The organism is Mycobacterium sp., from assembly GCF_035633495.1.
Lineage (GTDB): Bacteria > Actinomycetota > Actinomycetes > Mycobacteriales > Mycobacteriaceae > Mycobacterium.
Genome location: NZ_DASQEU010000056.1, coordinates 55,358 through 76,960, shown reverse-complemented (window position 1 = coordinate 76,960; position 21,603 = coordinate 55,358). Strand labels below are relative to the sequence as shown.

Genomic DNA, 21,603 nt, shown 5'->3' with positions numbered 1-21,603 from the left:
GTGGCGCAGTGGCGCCGTCGCCTCAGCCTGCCGCCATGAAACTGGACTGTCAAGTACAGTTTGGGAGGGCTAAGAGATCTCTCGTCCCAACGCGTGCGCCAGGTCGCCCCGGCCCCCGACCGTGACGTCGTCCAACCCGAGCCAGGACGCCATCGATCGCAACTCCCCCGCCATCGCCTGTGCCACCCGTTTGCCGTCCACCTCCGGTTCCGCGAAGGCACCCACGACGTGCAGCGTGTCGCGGGTGCGCTCAGCCTTGAGGTCGACGCGACCGACCAGTTGCCCGTCCAGCAGCAAAGGCCAGACGTAGTAACCGAATTGACGTTTCTGCTCTGGGGTGTAGATCTCAATGCGGTAGTGGAAGTCGAACAGCCGCTCGACGCGTGGCCGAAAGAAGATCAGCGGGTCGAACGGGCACAGCAGCGCGGTACCGCGATTGACGCGTGGCACGATCTGGCCCGTCCTGAGATACGCAGGGGCACTCCACCCTTCGACCTCGACGGGTTCGAGCTGACCTTCGGCCACCAAGTCGGCGATCACCGGTTTGGCCTGCTTGGCGCCCAGCCGGAAGTAGTCGCGAATGTCGGTCTCGGTGGCCACGCCCAGCGCAGTGGCCGCCCGCAGCACCAGCTCTCGGACCGCGACGTCGTCGGCCACCTCCCGGGCGAACACCTCCGGTGGCAGGACCCGCTCGGTGAGGTCGTAGTGCCTGGCGAAACCGACGCGGGTGGCGGTCGTCAGCACCCCGGAGGCGAACAGCGCCTCGGCCACCCACTTGGTGTCACTGCGGTCCCACCACGGGCCCTTGCGGCCGCGCGGCTCCGACTCCAGGTGCGCTTCGATCTGCCCGGCCGTCGACGGGCCCAGCTCGGCGACTGCGGCGACGACGTCCTCGGCCAGCTGCCGGTTCTTGCGAACGATCTCCTTGCCCCACCTGCCGTCGGCGTATTCGCGCATGCGCCAGCGCAACAGGGGCCAGTCGTCGACGGCCACCAGCGCGGCCTCGTGCGCCCAGTACTCGACCAGTAACCGCGGGGAGCGCGACGTGTGGCTCCAGGCTGCCCGCTCGAGAACGCTGCGGTCATACGGTCCGAGCCGACTGAACACCGGGGCGTAGTGGGCCCGCACGGCCACCGAAACCGAGTCGAGCTGCAACACCTGGATCCGGGAGACGAGCCGACGCAGGTGCGCCCGCGTCACCGGGCCTGCGGGCGCGGGCTCCGCGAACCCCTGGGCGGCGACGGCGACGCGGCGCGCGGCGGCCTGCGTGAGCTTCACGACCGGACGTAGCTGGAGAACCGGTACCGCAACCCGGTCGCACTGGTCAGCCAGTCACCCTCGGTACCGCGCCACGCTTCGTCGAGCACCGGCGCGACCGCGTCGTCGTCCTCTTTGGGCAACGGCACGTCGACCTCGGTGACCTCGCAGCGGGTCGCGAACGGCAAGGCCAGCGAATAGATCTGCGCCCCGCCGATCACCCACGCGTCGTCATCGGTGAGTGCCGTCTCGAGGTCGGACACCACCGTGGCGCCCTCGGCCACGTAGTCAGCTTGCCTGGTGACCACGACATTCCGGCGCCCCGGCAGCGGCCGCACCTTCGCGGGCAGGGACTCCCACGTCAGTCGTCCCATGACGACGGTGTGGGCAATAGTCAGTTCCTTGAACCGCGCCTGGTCCTCGGGGAGGCGCCACGGTATGCCGTTGTCGCGGCCGATGACCCCCGAGGTCGACTGGGCCCAGATGAGGCCAAGGCTCATACGGCCACGGGCGCCTTGATCCCCGGGTGCGGGTCGTAGTTGACGATGGCCACGTCGTCATAGGCGTAGTCGAAGATCGAATCACGTTGCGCGAGAACCAGTTCCGGATACGGCCGCGGGTCACGACTCAGCTGTAACTGCACCTGCTCGACGTGGTTGTCGTAGATGTGACAGTCGCCGCCGGTCCAGACGAACTCACCGACGCCCAAGCCCGCCTGGGCCGCCATCATGTGAGTCAGCAGTGCGTAACTGGCGATGTTGAACGGCACGCCGAGGAACAGGTCCGCACTGCGCTGGTACAGCTGGCAGGACAGCTTGCCATCAGCCACGTAGAACTGGAAGAACGCATGGCACGGCGGCAGCGCCATCTGTGGGATCTCGCCGACGTTCCAAGCGGACACGATGTTGCGCCGGGAATCTGGATCGCGCTTGAGCAGCTCGAGTGACGCGGTGATCTGGTCTACGTGATCGCCGGATGGCGTGGGCCAGGATCGCCACTGCACACCGTAGATGGGCCCGAGATCGCCTGTGTCGCTGGCCCATTCGTCCCAGATGGTGACGCCGTGCTCCTGTAGCCAGCGCACGTTGGAGTCACCGCGCAGGAACCACAGCAGCTCGTAGACCACCGATTTGAGATGCACCTTCTTGGTGGTGATCAACGGGAACCCGGCGGCGAGGTCGTAGCGCAACTGGTGGCCGAACAGACTCAACGTGCCGGTGCCGGTGCGATCGGATTTGGGCGTACCCGTCTCGAGCACCAGGCGCAGCAAGTCCTCATACGGCGTTGCGGTCGGCACGCGGTCAGTTTACGTCCAGAGCCGAGGAGTAGAACGGAGGCCATGCCGACGATCACCGACACCATCACCATGCCCGACGGAACGTGTCCGGTCACGCTCGCGACACCCGATGGCTCCGGCTCCAGCGGCCCGTGGCCCGGCGTCGTGATGTATCCCGACGCCGGGGGCCGACGTCCGGTTTTCGACGCGATGTCAGAAAAGCTGGCCGGCTACGGCTATGCCGTGCTGGTGCCCGACGTCTACTACCGCGACGGTGACTGGTTGCCGTTCGACATGGCGACGGTGTTCGGCAACGAGGGCGAGCGCAAGCGGCTGTTCGGCATGATCGCCAAGGTCACCCCGGACGTCATGGCCAGCGACGCAGGTGCATTCTTCGGCTACCTGGAGTCGCGACCCGAGGTCACTGGCACGGCGTTCGGCACCACCGGCTACTGCATGGGCGGCCGTACCTCGCTGATCGTCGCCGGTCGCGTTCCCAACCGGGTTGCCGCGGCGATGTCGTTCCATGGCGGCGGCCTCGCGTCCGACGATGCGGGCAGCCCGCACCTGCTGGCCGACCAGATCCGCGCCGCGGTGTACGTCGGCGGCGCCGAGGACGACGCCTCGTTCACTCCCGAACAGGCTCACACCCTGGACAATGCGCTCAGCGCGGCCGGTGTCGAGCACACCATCGAGTTCTATGCCGCCGCACACGGTTTCGCCGTACCCGACAACGCGCCCTACGACCCCGACGCTGCGCAGCGGCACTGGGATGCGATGGCGAGTTTCTTCGGCGCCAAGCTGGGCTGACGAGTTTTACGGGGCCGTTGTGCCCCGTCGTGACCCCGTAGGCGACGATTGACCCGTGTATTACCAGGCCACCGGCAGCGACCCGGCTTCGAACCACGACCCCTCGGACCCCGGATTCCGGATCGACCCGGTACTCGCCAGAAGCTGGCTCCTGGTCAACGGCGCGCAGCAGGATCGGTTCGCGCCCGCCGCCCAGTCCCGTGCGGACGTCGTCGTCCTGGACATCGAGGACGCCGTTGCACCCAAGCACAAGGCCGCCGCCCGTGACAACGTCAGCAAGTGGCTGACCTCGGGCAACGACGACTGGGTGCGCGTCAACGGTTTCGGCACCCGATGGTGGGCCGATGACCTGGACATGCTGGCTGCCACCTCGGTCGGCGGAGTCATGTTGGCGATGGTCGAATCCGTCGACCACGTCATCGAAACCGCGAAGCGACTGCCGGACGTGCCCATCGTTGCCCTCGTCGAAACCGCCAGGGGGCTGGAACGCATCACCGAGATCGCCGCAACGAAGGGCACGTTCCGCCTCGCCTTCGGCATCGGCGACTTCCGCCGTGACACGGGTTTCGGAGACAACCCGGCCACCCTGGCATACGCGCGGTCGCGCTTCACGATCGCGGCGAAGGCGGCCCACCTGCCGAGCGCCATCGACGGGCCGACGATCGGCTCGAGCGCGCTGAAACTCATCGAGGCCAGCGCCGTCTCCGTCGAGTTCGGCATGACCGGCAAGATCTGCCTGACGCCCGATCAGTGCCCGTCGGTGAACGAGGGCCTGTCCCCGTCGCAAGACGAAATCAGCTGGGCCAACGAATTCTTCGCGGAGTTCCAGCGCGACGGCGGAGAGATCCGCAACGGCTCGGATCTGCCGCGCATCGCGCGCGCCACCAAGATCCTCGACCTGGCCAAGGCCTACGGCATCCATTCATCGGAATTCGGCGACGATCCCGACCACGTCCCAGCGCCGTCCGACACATATCACTACTGACCGCGTTCGGCCCTGAGTCCGCGCGCGTAGGTCCGGATGGCTCGAAGTACCCCGCGACCGGCGTACATGCCCGCCGCGACCGACACCACGATCATGACCACGAACATCACCCAGTAATTGCTGCGGCTGTGGTCGGTGTTCCACCAGATGATCGTGAAGAGGATCGCGCAGACGAACACCACGATGTCACGCCAGTTGCCCCGGTAGGACGCCGCGATCTCGAGCATCGAGCGCTGCTTGTCGACCGCGGCGATCAAATCGTCGATCCGGATGTCGATCACGCGTTGCAGTTCGGCGCGACGTTCGACCTGCTCCGGCGGCAGGAGTTTCAAGAGTTCCATGTCCTGTTTGACCAGGGCGCGGATGTCGGGGCCACGAAGGTTGCCTGCGACCACGCCGAGCAGCGCGCCGCCAGCGATGGGCGCTCCGGCCAGGGCGATGTCGGCGATACCGGGCATCTGTGACTCCTCTGTCGATCAATGAGCGTGGCCGTCAGCGTAGATGTCGGCCAGCATCTCGACGCGGGGAACCGTCGGTCGTGCACGCCGCTTGGTCTGGTCTGTCACTCCATCAACTGAGCAGCGACCGTAGCGCCGAGTTCCCAGCACGATTCGAGGTCGGCCTTGCTCGGTTTGCCGGAGACCACGACGTACTCGGCGGCCTTCACCCACCCCAGCCCGGTCGTGATGGCGGTGACGCCCCGCTCGGCTCCCTCGGTGCCCTCGTTGCCGTGCAGGTACAGGCCGAAGGGTCGCCCGCGGGCCGCGTCGAGGCACGGGTAGTAACAGACGTCGAACGCGTGCTTGAGCGCCCCGCTCATGTAGCCCAGGTTGGCCGGCGTGCCGAGGAGATAGCCGTCCGCCTCCAGCATGTCGGTTGGCGAGACCGAAAGTGCCGGTCGACGAACTACTTCCACGCCCTCGATCTCGGGGGCGGTGGCACCGGCTAGCACCGCCTCGAACATCTCCTGAGTGTGCGGAGACGGAGTGTGGTGCACGATCAGCAGCGTCTTGCTCACGGCCGTCGCTCCTCCTGCATCGCGACGGCCTTCTTCATCGTCTCCCTCGCCCGCCCCCGGTCGCCTGCGTAGTCGTAGGCGCGGGCGAGCCGGTACCAGCGACGCCAATCGTCGGGTTCGTTCTCGACCTCGGTGCGGACCGTGTCGAACAGTTCGTCGGCGGCCTCGCGTTCGATGCGGCCCGATGGCCTGCGCGGTAGCGCGCTGACGTCGAGTTCCATGCCCTGCTCGCGCGCGAGACGGGCCAGTCGCTGGTGCGCGAAACCGGCTCGGAGCGTGGCGATCATGGCCCAGAGGCCGATCACCGGCAGGAGGAAGATGGCAACCCCGAGTCCGATGGCGGCGGGTCGGCCGGACGAGATCAGGATGACGCCCGCGCGGCCAAGCAGGAAGAAGTACACAACCATCGCCACGCACATGAAGCCGATCACCAGCTGTATGCGCAGGGCGCGGGAGCCCTCGTCCCTCGTCACAAACCCATGAGGGGTTCGATCCCGATCGTGAGACCGGGGTGCGCGGCGACATTGCGGACGCCCAGGAGCACACCAGGCACGAACGACGTCCGGTCGAGGCTGTCGTGCCGGATGGTCAGCGTCTCCCCCATCGTCCCGAACAGGACCTCTTGATGCGCGACGAGACCGGCCAGCCGGATCGAGTGCACGCGGACACCGTCGACGTCGGCTCCCCGGGCGCCGTCGAGGCCGGTGCTGGTGGCATCGGGGCTGGGCGGTAAGCCCTTACGGGCCTCGGCGATCAGCCGTGCCGTCCGCGTCGCCGTGCCCGATGGGGCATCGACCTTGAACGGGTGGTGCAACTCGATGACCTCAGCGGACTCGAAGAAGCGTGCCGCCTGCCTGGCGAACTCCATCGAGAGCACCGCGCCGATCGCAAAGTTGGGCGCGATCAGCACGGCGACGTCGGGCTCGTCGGCGAGCCACGACCTGACCTGCGCGATCCGTTCGTCGGTGAATCCGGTGGTGCCCACCACGGCGTTGATGCCTGCCTCGATGAGGAACTGCAGGTTGTCCATCACGACGTCGGGGTCGGTGAAGTCGACGACCACCTCGGTCTGGCTCTCGGTGAACAGCGCCAACGGATCGCCGGCGTCCACTCCCACCGAGAAAGTCAGGTCATCGGCCGCTTCGACGGCGTCGACGATCGTCGCGCCGACCTTGCCCTTGGCGCCCAGAACTCCGACTCGCATGGTGGCAGCCTACTTCCCCGCGCTGTCTCGCTCGCGGCCCTCACTGCCTCGGCGAGCGTGCGCGATCTGGGGTTTCGCCTCGGCGTGTCTCCCGCAGACACGCACGCTCGCGGCGGGTGTGGGGGGTGGCGGCAGATCAGGACAGGCCGACGAGGCCAGGGTCGAAGGTGGCCCTGGCCGCGACCGAAGACGCCGCAGCCGCGATGATGACGCTTGCGTCCGACTCGTAGCCCTTCGGAAACACGATCTCGGCACTGTCGGGGCCGTCGCGGTGAGCCATCAACCAGTCGTACAGCAGCCAGTCCAGCGCGCAGGTGACGGCCATCGGATCGGCATCGGCAGACCGGGCGGCGGTGATCACCGATCGCAACGCCTCGAGGTGCTCCTTGCGCGAGGCCTCCTTGTTCACTCCCGAGCTGTCGAATAGGAGCATCGACAGTGTCAACGGATAGCGTTGTCCCGCTTCGGTTCTGACGACCCAGCGGCCGCCCTTCCACGGTTTTTCGGGATCGACCTGCTGCATCTCGCCGAACCCGCCGATGACGCCGATCGACGGATCGTCGAGCTCACCATCGAACGGCGCAGGCCCCAACAGCCCCAGCGGCTCGCGAGCCAGGATGGAGAACAACGCCGCGGTTCCGACGATCTTGCCCGCTCGCAGGTCGGCAACGAGGCCCGTGTGCTCAAGGGCCGCCGCGTACTCGAAGCACAGCCGGTCCAGCGTGCGATGCAGATCCAACAGGTCCTCGCGTTCATCGGCAGCGGGTCGCCGACCGCCGCCGAGGATTTCGCCGAAGCGCTCCGCGGCGATGATCAGCGAGTCGTCGATTGCTTCGAGATGTGTCGCCACCAGCCGATCGGGCTCGTCGTCGTCGGCGACGAGTGCCTGAAGTGACGTCGGCGCGCCCGTCGGGGTCGCCCAGTAGAAGCCGATCTGTCCGTCCGTCTGGACGATCTTCGGTCTCACGAAGGGTCACTCACGAGCGGCGCCAGATCACGACCCGGTTGTTGCCGGAGTCGGAGACCGCGAGGCGATTGCCGCGCAGCGAAATGCCGTATGGCCAGCACAGCGTATCCCGCTGCACCGACGTCCACCGATTCTCGCCGTTGGAGCCGAAATCCGGTTGCGCCAGGACGTAATCGGCCGCACGGCCGGCTACGGGCACGACGTCCCACAGCAGGATCCGGTTGTTCGCAGTGTCGGCGATCGCGAGCCGCTCGCTACCGTCCTCGCCATCGAGGCCGACTGCATACGGAAAGCGGAACCGGTCACCGGTGTGTGGTCCGTAGGGCCATTCGGTGGCGGTGGTGAAGTCCGCCTGCCCGATCACGACGTCGGCGGGGCGGTCGGCGTCGGGGTGTGGTGACCACCCGAGCACCCGGTGGTCACCGGCATCGGCGACAAGCAGCAGGTCGTCGCGACCCGTGATGTCATGCGGCCAACGGAAACTCGCCGGGCCTGCGTCGCCGCCGCGGTTCTCCTCGCGGTGTGAGGCGTCTGGCTGACCGAGCACGACGTCGGCGGGACGACCCGGGGTCGGGATGCCGCCGTCCCAGCCGAGCACCCGACGGTTGCCGGTGTCGGCTACCCAGAATCGGGACCCGACGACGGCGATGCCGAACGGCCAGTAGAACGTCGATGCCGAGCACTCCCTGCCCTGGTTCGGCAGCACACTGCTGGGATCGGGTTGACCGAGAACGTGATCCGGAGGGGTGTCGTTGAGCACGGGGACTTCGTCCCACACCAGAATGCGGTGGTGCCAGGCGTCGGCGACGATCAGCCGACCGTCGTATACGAGTACCCCGGTCGGCAGATTCATTCCCCGCTCGGGTCCTCGCCCGTTGGCGGCGCGGCCTTCGGTCGTGCCATCGGGCTGGCCGAGAACGACGTCGGCGGGCTGCTCGTCGACGGTGGGCATGCCGTGCCAGATGAGCACCCGGTGGTTCCCGGAATCGGCGACGACGACGTGGTTCTCGCCGAGGAACACCCCGCGCGGCGAATACATCCAGGCCATCGTCGGGCTCGCAGGCGGCAGCGCCAACCCGCCGGGCGCGGGCGCACCCAGCCACAGCTCCGGAGCCCAGCCACCACTGAGGTCGACCTCGGGCGCGACGTCCATGCGGGCCGGTCGCCCGCTGACGTTCATGCGGACGGTGTACCGGCTCACGAGACGCCGCTCATGAAACGATCCGGACCCAAACGTCACCCTTGTCGACCCGCAAGGGCAGCTGCTCCAACTGGGCGCCCGGCGCGGTGAGGCACTCACCAGACGTGGCGTCATAACAGAATCCGTGCCAGGGGCAGGTCAGCGTGCCGTTGGAGACGTCGAGCATGGCGTTGTCCAACGGCAATGCCTCGTGGGCACATTCATTGCGGTAGGCCGTCAGTCGCTGTTCCACGTTGACGACGATGACCTCGACGTACTCGCCGGTGGCTGCAGTGAGGCCCGCCGACGTGATGTCCCCCTGGGGGACGTCGGTCGCCGGACCCAGCTTGACCCAGCCCTCAGTGGCGGGATCCCGGCCGATGCGCAGCGATTCGAGCGGAATCAGCGTCGGCGAGGGCTCATTGGGCAGTACCTCGACGGCTCCCACCCCCGGCACGCCTGCCGTCAATGCGCTCTCGACGAGGTTGCGCAGGGTGACCGACGACATCGAGCAGCCGTTGCAGGCCCCCTCCAGTCGCACGAACGCCGTGCCGTCCTCTATTCGAACCAGCGCGACATCGCCTCCGTGGCTTTGCAATTGCGGACGCACCTCCACCAGCACGCGATTCGCCAGTGTCATCGGGTCGGGCCGCACGATCTCGTGAATGGACAGCAGCAGGTGCACCAACGGGTCGTCCACGAGTTCGAACAATGCCTCGCGAGTGGCTTCGTCGGCCTTCAGCCGGCGGACGATGGACACCAGGCCGGCGCGATGAATCGACTCGACCGACGCCTTGACCTCCTCGGCGATCGCGCGCGACATCGGATCCAGGCCCGCGAGCGCCCGCATCGCATCGTCCACACGCTTGGCCAGCTTCTCGAATTCCGGCTCATCACCCGCGCCGGGACTGCTCGCTCGCTCTTCGGCAACAGTGGTCATCTGCTAATCCTCGTCCGTTGGGTCAAGACTCGGTTCGGTTCAGCGTTATCTGTCGGGCGACTTCGTCGAGGACACCACGCACCGCGCGCACCGATTCGTCGTCGCCCAGTTCCTCGAACAGTGACCGCGCCTCGTACAGCTTGGCCTTCGCGTCCCTGAACGCACCCAGGTGCGCCAGCACGTTGCCCTGGTTGGCGAGCACGCGCGCCCGCCCGAGCGGATCAGTATTGCGGTCGCGCGCCTCGAGGACCGCCTCGTAGAGTTCGACGGCCTCGACGAGGTTGTCGGCCTGATGCTTCGACGGCGTGTAGACGAGCGAATTGGCAAGGTTCAGTTGAACACTTGCCCACTGCTCGGGGTAGTCCTCGCGGGTGTAGACCGTCAACGCCGACCGCAACGACTGCGATGCGACACCCAACCGCAGCTGGCCGGACGCCTCGACCATCGGCATGGTCAGGTATGCGGTCGCGAGGTTGGCGTGGGCAGACGCCCAGAGCAGCGGTGCGTCCTCGCGTTGCACCAGCTGCAATGCCGAGTGGTAGTGCGGGATGGCCTGCGCGATGAGCCCCGGATTGTCGTGCGTCTGTTCGTGCAGCAACCCGGCGGCGGTCAGGTGCAGTTCGGCGCGTTCGACGCGCAGACCGTCGGCGTCGGCGAGCAGGCGCAGCGCCGTCTCGATCCGCTCGTGTGCTTCACCGGGATCGTCGGTCTCGATGCAGATGGATGCGGAGGCGCCGAGCAGAACGCCTGCGAGTGGTCTCGACACGTTTCGAGCGGCTTCGACTGCCGAGTCGAGGAGGACGACTGCTGCGGCGGGATCATCGGCCAGCACGTGGCTGGCGGTCGCCCCGAGCAGAACGGCAGCCATCTCGCGGTCGGAATTACCGACCTCGGGCGGGGAGTCGATTCGCCCGAGCGCGAAGGACACCAGGTCGACCAGGGGTGCGAACTCGCCGAGCACCGACCGAAGGTCTTCGGCGTCCTCGAGGTCGGAATTCAGCACGAAGCGGTTGTAGCGGGTGATCGGGTCGTCGCCGTCGAGCTCGGCCAGGGCCGCGTCGCGGTCCCCGGCGAGGGCGTGTTGATGCGCGGCCAGCCGGAGCGGCCAGTCGGCGGGTATGCATCCGGCGAGCAGCGCTTCGCGAGCCGGTTCGGTGTCATCACCGGCGGGAACCAGCAGATAACCCAGGGGAAGGCCGAATGCGCCAAGCGGTTGGGGTCGAATCGGGGCGAGCGAAGCGACGGGTGGCGTCGCAGCGATGTCCGCCGAAAGCGCGGTAACTACGGTCTCGGTCACGGGCCTCCCATGTTCGTCACCCGTTCAGCGGACCCTTCAGGTCGCGCTCGGCGGCACGTTTGATCAAGCTCGCCGCCAGTTCGGCACGGCGACGGGTTCGATGGGTGTTGATGCGTTTGCGCACGACGCCGTCGGAGAAGACCACGACGATGTCCACGGCGAACTGTCCGCGCTCTTCGACCACCACCGCGTCGACGGCGTGCGCTTCCTCAGCGGACCTCTTGGCGGGCGTCACGGTCGGAGGCCGACCGTTCGGGAACGACTCGCAGCTACCCATGGGCGGTCGCCCAGACGTCGATGTCCATCGTCAAAGGATGCCCGGAGAGCGTCGGCGAGTAAGGGCCACCTAATACGCTTCGTGACGATGATCACGTGATCGGTTCCAAGGGGACGCGCAGGGCGCCCTGCGCGTCGTCCCAGAAGGCGCGCCGGACACCGACAGGAATGCGGCCGTAAAGCACTTCGTGAATCAGTGCACTTCGGTCCCCCGCCGGGTTTCGTTGCTTGAGAAGCAAACCGCCGCTGCGGGGACCTCGCAGCGGAATCAGCAGGAAGTCGTCGTCGCGCACGACGGCCGCGACCGCGTCGGAGGCGAATCTGCTCGCGGCCAGAGCCGCGTCCAGGCGGATGTATCCGTCGTCGGTGAACTCCACTGTCACCTCGGCGGCCTTTGCCGGCCGTAACGAGGCCAGGAAGTCGCGCTCGATGACGTCGATGACGGTGTGCATCCCGGCCGTCACCGACTCGGACAGGTCAGCCCCGTAGTCGACGCCGGCCACCTCGATCAGGAACACCGTGATGTCGGTGGGGCACGCATCGCCCAGTGCCCACCGCGCGAAGGCGATGGCGTGATCCCACCGGAACGAATGGGTGTGCAGCCCCTGCAGAGGTGGCAGTTCGGCGAACTCCTCCCCTGGCACGCGGTACACGGTGCCAGGCTCGGACCCCGTGGCCGCCGCGTCGACGATCACGACCCGCTCCGCGCCCCGCATCCGGAACGCGGTGTCCATCCCGGCAGTGCCACCGTCCACCATCTGGGCCCCGTCCGGCACCCCGAACTCCCACAGGTGGCGCACCAGAACGGGTCCGACTCCGTCATCTCCGCGCAGCAGGTTGCCGCATCCGACCACCAACACGTTGCAACCGGGTGGCTCGAGATCGACCTGGTCCGGCTCGGAGGAAGAGGCCTGCGTAGACGTCAGGATCACACCATTCCGTTGATGACGAACTTCGAAAGTTCCTTGCCCGTCTTCCCGTCATAAGCGTGCACAGTGCAGACGAGGCAGGAGTCGAAGCTGCGGGCCACGTGACCCAGTTCGACCGGGTCCTCCACATCGACGATCGGGGATCCGACCAACGCCTGCTCCATGGGGCCGAGAACCTCCGAGCCGTCGCGCGGCCCGATGTTCCACGCCGTCGGCGTGACCACCTGATAGTTCTTGATCTTGGAGTCTTCGATCACGATCCAGTCCGCCAGTGCGCCACGCGCCGCCTCGGTCGCCCCAAAGCCCTTGCCCTCGGCGTGTTCGGTGGGCTTGGTGTAGAAGCTTTCCTTCAGGTCGAGGTCGTCCAACCACTGACGGGCCCACTTGTAGTACTTCGGTGCCTCGTGCATGCGAGCCATCTGGCGGACGAACACGCTGGGCCCGATCGAGTTGTACAGATTGACGAACAGCGGGTCCTCATCCTGGTGCGGCAAGGCGTTCGGTCCGCCTGCCGCCATCCGGCGGGCCAGCGGCCCGGCCTCCAGCGGAACGTTGCCCAGCCCGCCACCGATGTCGTAGCGCGGCGACTTCGCCCAGCTGTACTTGCCCTGCTTGCGACCGGCTTCCGGGTCGACCGGAATGGTCTCGCCGTCGAAGGGGTGCAACGGCTGACTGCCCTCGTAGAACGAGTGCGTGACGTCCTCGCGGACCTTGGCCTGGTCGAATGCGTGCCACTCTCCCTTCGAGTAGATCCCGGAGCGTCCGATCAACGCATCATTGCGGCCGTCGATGGTCGGGTTCTCATACAGCGACGGGTCGAAGTAGGTGCCGGTGGCGAAGTAGTTGCCCACACCCTGGCCGTACTTGTCGAGTCCGACGTCCAGGCAGTACCTGATGAAGAATCCGCAGTCGCTGTTGTGCTGCGACTCGTTCTCGTCGACCCAGGCGAGCATGTCCTCCCAGGTCTTCACCTCCAGCCACCGGTCGACGCTGCAACCCAGCCACTGACCTTCCAGCCAGGCGTCCTTCCAGTGTTCGAGGACCGCGATGGAACGCGTCACGTCCGACAGGGTCGGCGCACACATCACGCCGCCGGGCACCATGAAGCTGGAGTGTGGCCACTGGCCGCCGAAGATAGCGTAGACCTCGACCGGCTTGCCGGAAAGCACCACGCCTGGTTGATAACTCGTTCCCACATACGGTGCGAAACGCCGGACGGCCTCGGCATACATCGGCGACTTCGCGTAGTTCTTGTTGGTCAGGTCGATCGCGAACAACGCGTAGAAGTAGCGCGGGATCGACTGCAGCGTCTCGGCGGCCTGGCAGATGTTGCGGACCAGGGTGGCGTTGTGCGGCATGTGCGTCGCCCACGCCGTATCGAGCGCGTACGCGGACTTGTAGAGGTGGCTACCGCCGCAGATTCCGCAGATGCGCGGACACACGACGAGCCCGGCCTGAGGATCCTTGCCGCGCAGGATGATCTCGAAGCCGCGGAACATCGCGGCCTCGGTCCAGGCGGAGGTGACGACGCCATCCTCGATGGTGACTCGGACGTCGAGGTCACCCTCGACTCGCCCCAAGGGGCTTACGAAGAGGTCCAGTGCGGTCATTGTGGTGTGGTCCTTCCGATGAACCTGGGCTGATGGTTTGGCTGCGCGGTGTTCGCCACTGCTAGACCACGAACATGTCTTCCTTCGACCACTGCGGGGCGGCGATGCGCGCTGCTGCGGCATGGGCCATGTAGGTCAGGTGGTCCGTGCCCTCCGGCACTTCCTTGGGGATGACCCCCGCGACCTTCTGCGTCTTGAACACCGTTCCGGGTGCGAGGTCGAAGTGCGGGAACTCCGGTTCGGTGCAACCCAGGCAGGGCATCCCAGCACGTGTCTTGGAAGACTGCCGGTTCCACAGGATTCGGTTGCACGGCGAGTGCGTCATCGGCCCTCGGCAACCGAACTCGTAGAACAGGCAGCCGGTACGCGTACCCTCGCCGAACGACATCGTCGACTGCTTATACTCGAAGAATTGCACACGGGTGCAACCGGTTTGGGTGAACGTCTTGAAGAACGTCTCCGGCCGGTGCAGCTCGTCGAGGGTCAGGTCACCGGCGCGGCCGGTGGCCAGCGCGACGAGGATCTGGGTGATCCAGTCCGGGTGGGCGGGGCAACCGGGAATGTTGATGACGGGCAGTCCCATCTTCGACTTGAAGTCCGCCCCGAGGAAACCGCCCTTGCCGCGCTTGTGGAACTGCAGTCCCGTGGATCCGGACGGGTTCGGCTCCATCGCCGGGATGCCGCCCCAGCAGGCACAGTCACCGATCGCCACGACGATCTGTGCGGCACCGGCGAGCTCGTTGACCCAGTCCTTCATCGGACGGTCGGCAAACATGTCCGTCCGACCGTCATAGGCTTCCATGACCGTGCCCTCGAACACGAAGATGTCAAGTGGCCGTTCGCCGCTCGCGCAGTCGTTGAACACCTTCTGGGCATTCTTGCCCAGCTCGAGCCCCAGCGAGGGGTGCCAGATGAGGTCCAGCCCGAAGTCGACGATCAGGTCGACGACGTTGGGCTCGTCGGCGTTGAGGAACGACATGGTGTTACCACTGCACGCGCCTCCCTGAAACCACAGGACCGAAGCCATGCGAACTCCTCTCGGCGGCACCGTCGCCGGCGCCTTGGTTGATCCTGGTCAACGGGTAGTGGACTGAAAAGTCATCTGAGCTGCCTGCCGAAGGACTTGGCCACCTGCAGAAGGAAGCCGAAGCCGCGGACCACGTCGGGATCCCTTGTTGCCTTGAGGATTCCGAACAATCCCTTGGGGCCGTCGGCGTTGCGGGCCGCGGCCGTCTTGGCCTCAACCAGCGCCTCGCCGAGCTGGGCCAGCACCTCGACGGCCTGGGGATCGGTCAGGCGGGACTCCAGAAGGGAATTGATTGCGGGAGTCGCCCCGACAACCTTGTCCGATAGCGTCGCGAAGCTCGCGGCAAGGCCGGCGAGATCGACCGACTTCAGGGACTCGATGCCCGGGATCCCCTTCGTGCCGTTGTTCAAGCCCTTGAACTCACCGATCGCCGACGTGAGGTTGTCACCGAGCGTGTCGCTCCGCCGCACCAGGCCGTCGAGGCCGGACACCAGAATCGCCAGCAGGTCAGCGTGTTCGAGCAAATCGTTGAGAGATTCCGCCACCCGTGGATCGTCGAGCTTCTCGCGAACCTGATCGGCCGGTGACAGTTTTAGAGCCTGGCCGTTTGCTGTCATTGTGCCTCCGTGCATCAGATCTGGCCCTGATCACAAGGTAGCTCGCCGAACTGGCTGCGCCTATCGCTATCGCGCAGATATTGTCAGGATTGCGCACACTTCAATGCGCTGGTGCGCAGCGAGATTGAGCCGAACTGGCATGGACGTCATTGATTACTTAGGTGAGGCTGCGCTCATGCATGCCGCCCCTGAAGGATACCGATCATGTCGCGGCTGAGCCGTCTCGGCTTCATCAACGTCACGCATACCGACGACCCGGTACGCCGCAAGGTCCGGTCGCGCGGGGTACCGCCGGCGCTCACCAGCAACGAGGTCTTTTACAGCGAGGACGTTCGCGAAGCCGCCAAGCTGATCGGTCGGGCGTTGTCTCCCTTGTCGCTCCGCGTCGCCGACGAACACCTCGACGGATTCGCCGCAGGCATGCACGGCGTGCGGCTGCGCAACGTCAGCATGCTGTACTTCGACCTCCACGTGCCCGCCGCGATCGACATCCCACGACACGGCAACTACTTCGCCGTGCACATGCCCATGAACGGCAGCGCGCTCGCCAGCCACCGGGGCAAGACCTTCGAAGCCAACAGCATCTGCTCGCTGGTGAGCAGCCCCGGCCAATCGCTGACGATGCGCCTCGATCTGGACTCCCCTCAACTGGTCATCCGGATCGAGGAGCCGGTGATGGCCGCCTACCTCACCCGTGTGATGGGCCGTAGCCTCCAGCATCCCTTGGCATTCGAGCCCGAGTTCGACCTCACCAGTGAATCAGCGATGCGCTGGCATGCCGCCGTGCAACTGATCCACACCGAGGTGTTCCACGCCGGTTCGCTCGTACGCCGCGGGCAGGGTATCGGCGCAGTCGAGGATCTCGTCATGAGCAGCCTGTTGCACCTGCAGCCCTCCAACTACTTCGCGGAGTTCACGTCGCCTGGCCGAACGGACAAGCGTGGCGCGGTGGTGCAGGCGGCGATCGACTACCTGGACGACCACCTCGCCGAACACATCACCATGAGCTCGGTGGCCGATGCGGTGCACATGAGTGTGCGCGCCGTGCAACAGGGATTCCACGAACAGCTCGGCATGTCACCGATGACCTACGTGCGCGAGCGTCGTCTGGAACGGGTCCACGAAGAGCTCATGGATGCCACGCCCGCCGACGGCATCACCGTGACCGCGGTGGCCGAACGCTGGGGCTTCCACCACCTCGGCAGCTTCGGCGGCGAGTACCGCAAGCGGTGGGGCGAGTCACCGTCGCAGACCCTGCGCCGCTAGCCCCGCACCGCGCCGAACGTGGATTACCGTCACGCAGAATCCCTAGAACGCGTAGCGGTAATCCACGTTCGGCGGGAAGTGCGGGAAGGGGTGGGCACCTCAGCAGATGCGTGGAAGTTGCTCGCCGAGTTCGCGTTCGATCACCCGCGTGGTGCCGAACGACGTCCGACCCACCGCCATGCCGGGGTGTTCGGACACCACGTGACCGATGACGGCGGCGCCCGCTCCCTCGGGATGTTCGCGCATCGCTGTCAGGACCGCCCCGGTCGCGGCGGGATCGACGAACGCGACCAGCTTGCCCTCGTTCGCCACTTGAAGCGGGTCCAGTCCCAGGAAGCCGCACGCCGAGGCCACCGCCTCCGGCACGGGAATCGCGCCTTCGTCGAGTGCGATCCCCACACCTGCCGCCCTGGCGATCTCGATGACGGCTGCGACGAGACCGCCTCGGGTGGGATCACGCAATGCGTGGATCCGACCTCCGCCGTCATCCGCCGCCAGCATCGCGGCCACGAGCCCGTGCAAGGGTGAGCTGTCGGTGGTGAGGACCGTGCCGAAGTCGATTCCCTCGCGGACGCTCATGATCGCCACGCCGTGCTCACCGATGTTGCCGGAAACGATGACGTCGTCCCCGGGCCGGACCCGTTCCGGTCCGATGTCCACGCCGTCCGGGATCACCCCGACGCCGGCCGTGTTGACGAAGAGCTGGTCCGCACTGCCCTTTCCGACCACCTTGGTGTCCCCGGTGACGATGCCGACACCCGCGTGGTCGGCCGCCTTGCCCATCGATTGGGCGATGCGTCCGAGCAGCTCCAGCTCGAGCCCCTCCTCCAGAATGAATCCGGCCGTCAGGCCCAGAGGCTGAGCTCCGCTCATGGCGAGGTCGTTGATGGTGCCGTTGACGGCCAGATCCCCGATGTTGCCGCCGGGAAAGAACAACGGCTGCACCACATATGAGTCGGTCGACACCGCAATCCGTCCGGCGGGCACCGCCAGCACCGCCGAGTCCCGCGATGGTCCACCGGCCCCGCGTCCCGAGCCGAACGCGGGCAGGAACAGGTTCTCGATCAGCTCTTCGGACAGGATGCCGCCCCCGCCGTGGCCCATCACGATCCGCTTGGTCTCCCGCAGGGGAAGCGGGCACACCCAGTCCGCCGGATCGATGCCGACCAGACCCTCTGCCTCAGGCACGAGCGGCCGTCAGATCGGTGATACCCAGCCTGCGGAACTGGTAGTAGGCCGCGCACGCGCCCTCACTGGACACCATCGTGGCGCCGAGCGGACTGCGGGGCGTGCAGGACTTGCCGAAGGCCGGACACTCGTTGGGCTTCATCAGGCCCTGCAGCACTTCGCCGCTGTGACATTCGGCGGACTCCTGCACCTGCATGTGCCCGACGCCGAACTTCTTCTCCGCGTCGAACTCGGCGTAGCGGGGTGACAGCGTCCATCCAGACTTCGGGATCACGCCGATGCCGCGCCACGGCCGGTCGGTGACGACGAACACGTCGTTGAGCGTCTCCTGGGCGACGACGTTGCCCGCCTCGTTCACCGCCCGCGGATACGCGTTGCGCAACTCGATCTTGCCGTCTTCGAGCAGATCGACGAGCTGACGGACCCCCTCGAGCAGGTCGAGTGGCTCGAAGCCCGACACCACGATCGGCACTCCGAACTTCTCGACCAACGGACCGTACTGGGAGGTTCCCATCACGGTGCACACGTGTCCCGCGCCGAGAAACCCCTGCACGCGATTGGTCGGCGAGGACAGGATGGCGGTCATCGCCGGCGGCACCAGCACGTGCGAGACCAGCAGGTAGAAGTTCTTCAGGCCCAGCCGTTTGGCGTGCACCACGGACATGGCGTTGGCCGGTGCGGTGGTCTCGAAGCCGACGCCGAAGAACACGACGTCCTTGTCGGGGTTGTCGGCGGCGATCTGCGTGGCGTCCAGCGGGGAGTAGACGATGCGGACGTCCCCGCCGCGGGCGCGCACGCTGAACAGATCCTGTGTGCTACCCGGCACGCGGAGCATGTCTCCGAACGAGCAGAAGATGACGTTGTCGCGCGCGGCGATCTCCAGCGCCCGGTCGATCATCTCCAAGGGCGTGACGCAGACCGGGCAGCCTGGCCCGTGGATGAATTCGACGGCGTCACCCAACAACTGGTCGATGCCGTTGCGGATGATCGAATGCGTCTGACCTCCACAGACTTCCATGATGGTCCAGGTGCGGGTGGCCCGACGCTTGATCTGATCGACGAGTACCCGCGCGGCGACGGGATCGCGGAATTCGTCCAGGTACTTCATGCCGGCTCCCGTTGTTCATCCGTGCCCGAAGACTGGACGCCGGCGAGTTCCTCTTCGAGGAAGCCGAGGTCGGCGAACATCTTCAGCGTGTTGTTGGCGGATTCCTCGTCAAGTCGGTTGAGCGCGAAACCGGCGTGGACGATCGTGTATTCACCGATCTGGAGGTCCGGCAGGTAGGCCAGACAGACCTTCTTGGTGGTGCCGCCGAAGTCGACGGTCGCCATTCTGGTGCCCGACTCGTCCCAGATCTTGATTATCTTGCCGGGGATTCCGAGGCACATACGCCACTTCCTTCTTCTGTCGAGGATTTCTGTGATGCTGCCGCGACCACGGCCTGGCCCAACGCCAGCCCGCCGTCATTGCATGGTACGACGCGGTGAGTGAGCACGTCGAAACCGCGCTCCTGCAGACCATTTCGAATGCCTTCGAGCAGGAGTCGATTGGCGAAGACGCCGCCGGTCAGGCCGATCGTGGGAATCGCCGTGGCGAGCGCGCATTCGACGGCGACCCGGACGGTGGCTCGGATGACGGCGTCGTGGAACGCGGCTGCCAACTCGGCGGTGGTCTCACCGCCACGGATCCCGGCCACCAGACCCACGATGACCGGCGTCGGATCGAGCACGCCGTCGCGAACGTCGAAGTCGATCGACGCCCGTCCTGGCCTGCCTGCCCGAGCCAGATGCTCGAGCTCGATCGCGGCCTGACCCTCGTAGGTGACCTCCTGGCAGACGCCCAGCAGGCTGGACACCGCGTCGAACAACCGGCCCATGCTGGTGGTCGTGACGCAGCCGATGCCGCGGGGAATCTGCTGGGCCAGCACGTGTCGACCGTCCGTCCCTACGTGGGCAACGGGAGGCAGATCGGTGTCCCAGCTGATGCCCGCCCTGGACATCAGGTCGAGCGCGATGCGCGCGGGTTGCCGTGCTGCACCGTCCCCACCGGGCAGGGCGAACGGCTTCAGATGCCCGACGCGGGTGAACCGGGACGGTTCGACGAGTGCCAGAAGCTCACCGCCCCAGATGGTTCCGTCGGTGCCATATCCGGTGCCGTCGTAGGCCACCGCGAGTATGGGGCTGCCGAGGCGGCCGTGCTCGGCCAGCAGTGAGACGACGTGCGCGTGGTGATGCTGCACTCGAAGCATCGGCTCGCCCCGACGCTGCGCCCAGCTGGTGGTGGCATAACCGGGGTGCATGTCGCAGGCGACGAGCCCGGGTCGTCGGTCGGTCATGTGGGCCAGGTGATGGAGCGCTCCGGAGAAGCACGACTGGGTCCGCGGGTCCGCCATGTCGCCGAGATGGGATGACATGTGCGCGTGTCCGTCGGAGGCCATCAGGCAGAACGTGGTCTTGAGATCGCCGCCCGTCGCCAGGATCACCGGGACTGTGCCCTCGGGCGTGGGCACCGCCACAGGCAATGGCGCGTACCCGCGCGATCGGCGCAGTGGCAGCGTCGCGCCCTGGTCGTCGACCGTGAGCACCGAGTCCTCGCACGGCACGTGGATCGGCCGGTCGTGGATGAGCACACCGTCGGCGAGTCCGTCGATCCACGACAGGTCTTCGTCACGGAAGACGATCGGCGATCCCCCGGCGTTGGCCGACGTCATGATGAGCGCGGTCGACCCCAGCCGCTGGAAGAGCAGGTGATGGATCGGCGAGTACGCCAGCATCACCCCGACGTCCAGCAGGCCGGGGGCCACGAGGTCCGACACTGCGCCGGGCACTGCGGGAACGAGGACGATCGGGGCCGCGGCGGACGTCAGCATCGACGCGGCCGCGTCGGAGATCTCCGCGACAAGACGGGCCGCAGCCAGATCGGGGACCATGACCGCGAAGGGCTTGGCGGGTCGCGACTTGCGTCGCCGCAGCTCGGCGACCGCCTCGGTGTCTTCCGCGCGGCACGCGAGGTGGTAGCCACCGATGCCCTTCACCGCCGCGATCCCGCCCGCTTCGATGACGGCGGCAGCGGCGGCGATCGGGTCCGCATAGGCACCCGGCCCCGACCAAGGGCCTACCCACGTCAACGTCGGCCCGCAGTCCGGGCAGGCGATGGTTTGCGCGTGGAACCGACGGTTCCTGGGATCGCGGTACTCGGTGGCGCACGGTTCGCACATCGGAAACTTCGCCATCGTGGTGGCGGGACGGTCGTAGGGCAGATCGGTGATCACCGTGTAGCGCGGCCCGCAGTTGGTGCACGTGATGAACGGGTGGCGGTAGCGGCGGTCGGTGGGGTCGTTCATCTCGCGCAGACAGTCGGCGCACATCGCGACGTCGGGTGGCACGAGTGTGCGCGCACCCCCGGTGGACGTGCTCTCGACGATGCGGAAGCCGCGATCGCCCTGCGGCGCAACGGCCGTCAGTCGGATGTCGTCGATACGCGCCATCGGCGGCGGAGCGGCCCGAAGGTCGGCGATAGCCGCGTCGACCTCCTCGGCGGCACCCTCGAATTCGCAGTGGACCGAGCCGGAGTCGTTGGAGACGAAGCCGGTGACACCGCGGGCGTCGGCGATGCGAGCGACAGCAGGACGGAACCCGACACCTTGAACGACCCCCGTGATGTCGAGCCTCGACCGCACCGCCGTGGCGGGCGCACGCCGAACACGCTTCATGGGCCTCCCGAGCACCGCAACCAGTCGCGTCAATGGGCTGTGG

General features: G+C 66.7%; 23 protein-coding genes. 3 read left to right on the top strand and 20 right to left on the bottom strand.

What is annotated here, in order from left to right:
* Window positions 1-69: 69 nt before the first annotated feature.
* From VET27_RS08795 to VET27_RS08785, 3 genes are read right to left on the bottom strand one after another with little or no spacing between them, the layout of a single operon-like run.
* Entirely contained in the window at window positions 70-1,278 is a 1,209-nt protein-coding gene (locus VET27_RS08795; RefSeq protein ID WP_526517107.1) for a winged helix-turn-helix domain-containing protein, read from the bottom strand.
* Complete coding sequence (locus VET27_RS08790; protein WP_526517105.1) at window positions 1,275-1,757, bottom strand: dihydrofolate reductase; 483 nt, start codon at window positions 1,755-1,757, stop codon at window positions 1,275-1,277. Before VET27_RS08790 ends, VET27_RS08795 begins: the two co-directional genes overlap by 4 nt.
* Complete coding sequence (locus VET27_RS08785) at window positions 1,754-2,554, bottom strand: thymidylate synthase (RefSeq protein WP_526517103.1); 801 nt, start codon at window positions 2,552-2,554, stop codon at window positions 1,754-1,756. The genes VET27_RS08790 and VET27_RS08785 overlap by 4 nt, the downstream gene beginning before the upstream one ends.
* Before the next feature lie 42 nt (window positions 2,555-2,596).
* Between VET27_RS08785 and VET27_RS08780 the strand changes: the two genes are divergently transcribed.
* Together VET27_RS08780 and VET27_RS08775 are read left to right on the top strand one after the other, a co-directional pair.
* On the top strand, window positions 2,597-3,343 hold the full coding sequence (locus tag VET27_RS08780) for a dienelactone hydrolase family protein (protein ID WP_526517101.1): 747 nt from the start codon (window positions 2,597-2,599) through the stop codon (window positions 3,341-3,343).
* Window positions 3,344-3,398: 55 nt separating this feature from the next.
* On the top strand, window positions 3,399-4,328 hold the full coding sequence (locus VET27_RS08775) for an HpcH/HpaI aldolase/citrate lyase family protein (protein ID WP_526517099.1): 930 nt from the start codon (window positions 3,399-3,401) through the stop codon (window positions 4,326-4,328).
* On the opposite strand, the gene VET27_RS08770 is transcribed toward VET27_RS08775, so the two are convergent.
* From VET27_RS08770 to VET27_RS08710, 13 genes are all read right to left on the bottom strand, one after another.
* Window positions 4,322-4,786, bottom strand: coding sequence for a hypothetical protein (locus tag VET27_RS08770; RefSeq protein ID WP_526517097.1), 465 nt, complete (start codon window positions 4,784-4,786; stop codon window positions 4,322-4,324). The two genes, VET27_RS08775 and VET27_RS08770, sit on opposite strands and share 7 nt — an antisense overlap.
* A 104-nt stretch (window positions 4,787-4,890) precedes the next feature.
* Entirely contained in the window at window positions 4,891-5,292 is a 402-nt protein-coding gene (locus VET27_RS08765) for a flavodoxin family protein (RefSeq protein ID WP_526517353.1), read from the bottom strand.
* 50 nt (window positions 5,293-5,342) lie between these two features.
* The gene (locus VET27_RS08760; RefSeq protein ID WP_526517351.1) at window positions 5,343-5,765 is read right to left on the bottom strand and encodes a hypothetical protein; all 423 of its coding nucleotides are present in this window, start codon (window positions 5,763-5,765) and stop codon (window positions 5,343-5,345) included.
* 50 nt (window positions 5,766-5,815) lie between these two features.
* Entirely contained in the window at window positions 5,816-6,550 is a 735-nt protein-coding gene (dapB, locus tag VET27_RS08755; RefSeq protein WP_526517095.1) for a 4-hydroxy-tetrahydrodipicolinate reductase, read from the bottom strand.
* 136 nt (window positions 6,551-6,686) lie between these two features.
* Window positions 6,687-7,517 carry a hypothetical protein gene (locus tag VET27_RS08750; RefSeq protein WP_526517093.1) on the bottom strand — a complete coding sequence of 277 codons (831 nt, stop codon included), beginning with the start codon at window positions 7,515-7,517 and terminating at the stop codon, window positions 6,687-6,689.
* Window positions 7,518-7,527: 10 nt separating this feature from the next.
* A complete protein-coding gene (locus tag VET27_RS08745; RefSeq protein ID WP_526517091.1) occupies window positions 7,528-8,718 on the bottom strand; it encodes an NHL repeat-containing protein in 1,191 nt (396 codons plus the stop codon).
* A gap of 10 nt (window positions 8,719-8,728) precedes the next feature.
* Complete coding sequence (locus tag VET27_RS08740; protein ID WP_526517089.1) at window positions 8,729-9,637, bottom strand: NifU family protein; 909 nt, start codon at window positions 9,635-9,637, stop codon at window positions 8,729-8,731.
* A gap of 22 nt (window positions 9,638-9,659) precedes the next feature.
* Window positions 9,660-10,934 (bottom strand): hypothetical protein, encoded by a 1,275-nt coding sequence (locus VET27_RS08735; RefSeq protein WP_526517086.1) that lies wholly within the window; start codon window positions 10,932-10,934, stop codon window positions 9,660-9,662.
* 16 nt (window positions 10,935-10,950) lie between these two features.
* Window positions 10,951-11,169, bottom strand: a complete 219-nt coding sequence (locus VET27_RS08730) for a hypothetical protein (protein ID WP_526517084.1) — start codon at window positions 11,167-11,169, stop codon at window positions 10,951-10,953.
* A gap of 133 nt (window positions 11,170-11,302) precedes the next feature.
* The gene (locus tag VET27_RS08725) at window positions 11,303-12,064 is read right to left on the bottom strand and encodes a hydrogenase maturation protease (RefSeq protein ID WP_526517349.1); all 762 of its coding nucleotides are present in this window, start codon (window positions 12,062-12,064) and stop codon (window positions 11,303-11,305) included.
* Window positions 12,065-12,138: 74 nt separating this feature from the next.
* Window positions 12,139-13,749: a nickel-dependent hydrogenase large subunit gene (locus VET27_RS08720; protein ID WP_526517082.1), complete on the bottom strand. Its 1,611-nt coding sequence runs from the start codon at window positions 13,747-13,749 to the stop codon at window positions 12,139-12,141.
* 61 nt (window positions 13,750-13,810) lie between these two features.
* Window positions 13,811-14,776: an NADH-quinone oxidoreductase subunit B family protein gene (locus VET27_RS08715; protein WP_526517080.1), complete on the bottom strand. Its 966-nt coding sequence runs from the start codon at window positions 14,774-14,776 to the stop codon at window positions 13,811-13,813.
* Window positions 14,777-14,847: 71 nt separating this feature from the next.
* Window positions 14,848-15,393 carry a DUF1641 domain-containing protein gene (locus tag VET27_RS08710; RefSeq protein WP_526517078.1) on the bottom strand — a complete coding sequence of 182 codons (546 nt, stop codon included), beginning with the start codon at window positions 15,391-15,393 and terminating at the stop codon, window positions 14,848-14,850.
* Between the two features lie 204 nt (window positions 15,394-15,597).
* Here VET27_RS08710 and VET27_RS08705 point away from each other — a divergent pair, with 204 nt between their 5' ends.
* Entirely contained in the window at window positions 15,598-16,659 is a 1,062-nt protein-coding gene (locus VET27_RS08705; protein WP_526517076.1) for a helix-turn-helix transcriptional regulator, read from the top strand.
* A gap of 99 nt (window positions 16,660-16,758) precedes the next feature.
* Here the strand turns inward: VET27_RS08705 and hypE are convergent, their stop codons facing one another.
* Genes hypE through hypF form a run of 4 tightly spaced genes read right to left on the bottom strand, consistent with a single transcriptional unit; the run spans window position 16,759 to window position 21,560 of the window.
* On the bottom strand, window positions 16,759-17,847 hold the full coding sequence (hypE, locus tag VET27_RS08700; protein WP_526517074.1) for a hydrogenase expression/formation protein HypE: 1,089 nt from the start codon (window positions 17,845-17,847) through the stop codon (window positions 16,759-16,761).
* Window positions 17,840-18,955: a hydrogenase formation protein HypD gene (gene hypD / locus VET27_RS08695; RefSeq protein ID WP_526517072.1), complete on the bottom strand. Its 1,116-nt coding sequence runs from the start codon at window positions 18,953-18,955 to the stop codon at window positions 17,840-17,842. Before hypD ends, hypE begins: the two co-directional genes overlap by 8 nt.
* Window positions 18,952-19,236 (bottom strand): HypC/HybG/HupF family hydrogenase formation chaperone, encoded by a 285-nt coding sequence (locus VET27_RS08690; protein WP_526517070.1) that lies wholly within the window; start codon window positions 19,234-19,236, stop codon window positions 18,952-18,954. The genes hypD and VET27_RS08690 overlap by 4 nt, the downstream gene beginning before the upstream one ends.
* A complete protein-coding gene (gene hypF, locus VET27_RS08685; protein WP_526517068.1) occupies window positions 19,209-21,560 on the bottom strand; it encodes a carbamoyltransferase HypF in 2,352 nt (783 codons plus the stop codon). Before hypF ends, VET27_RS08690 begins: the two co-directional genes overlap by 28 nt.
* Window positions 21,561-21,603 lie beyond the last annotated feature (43 nt).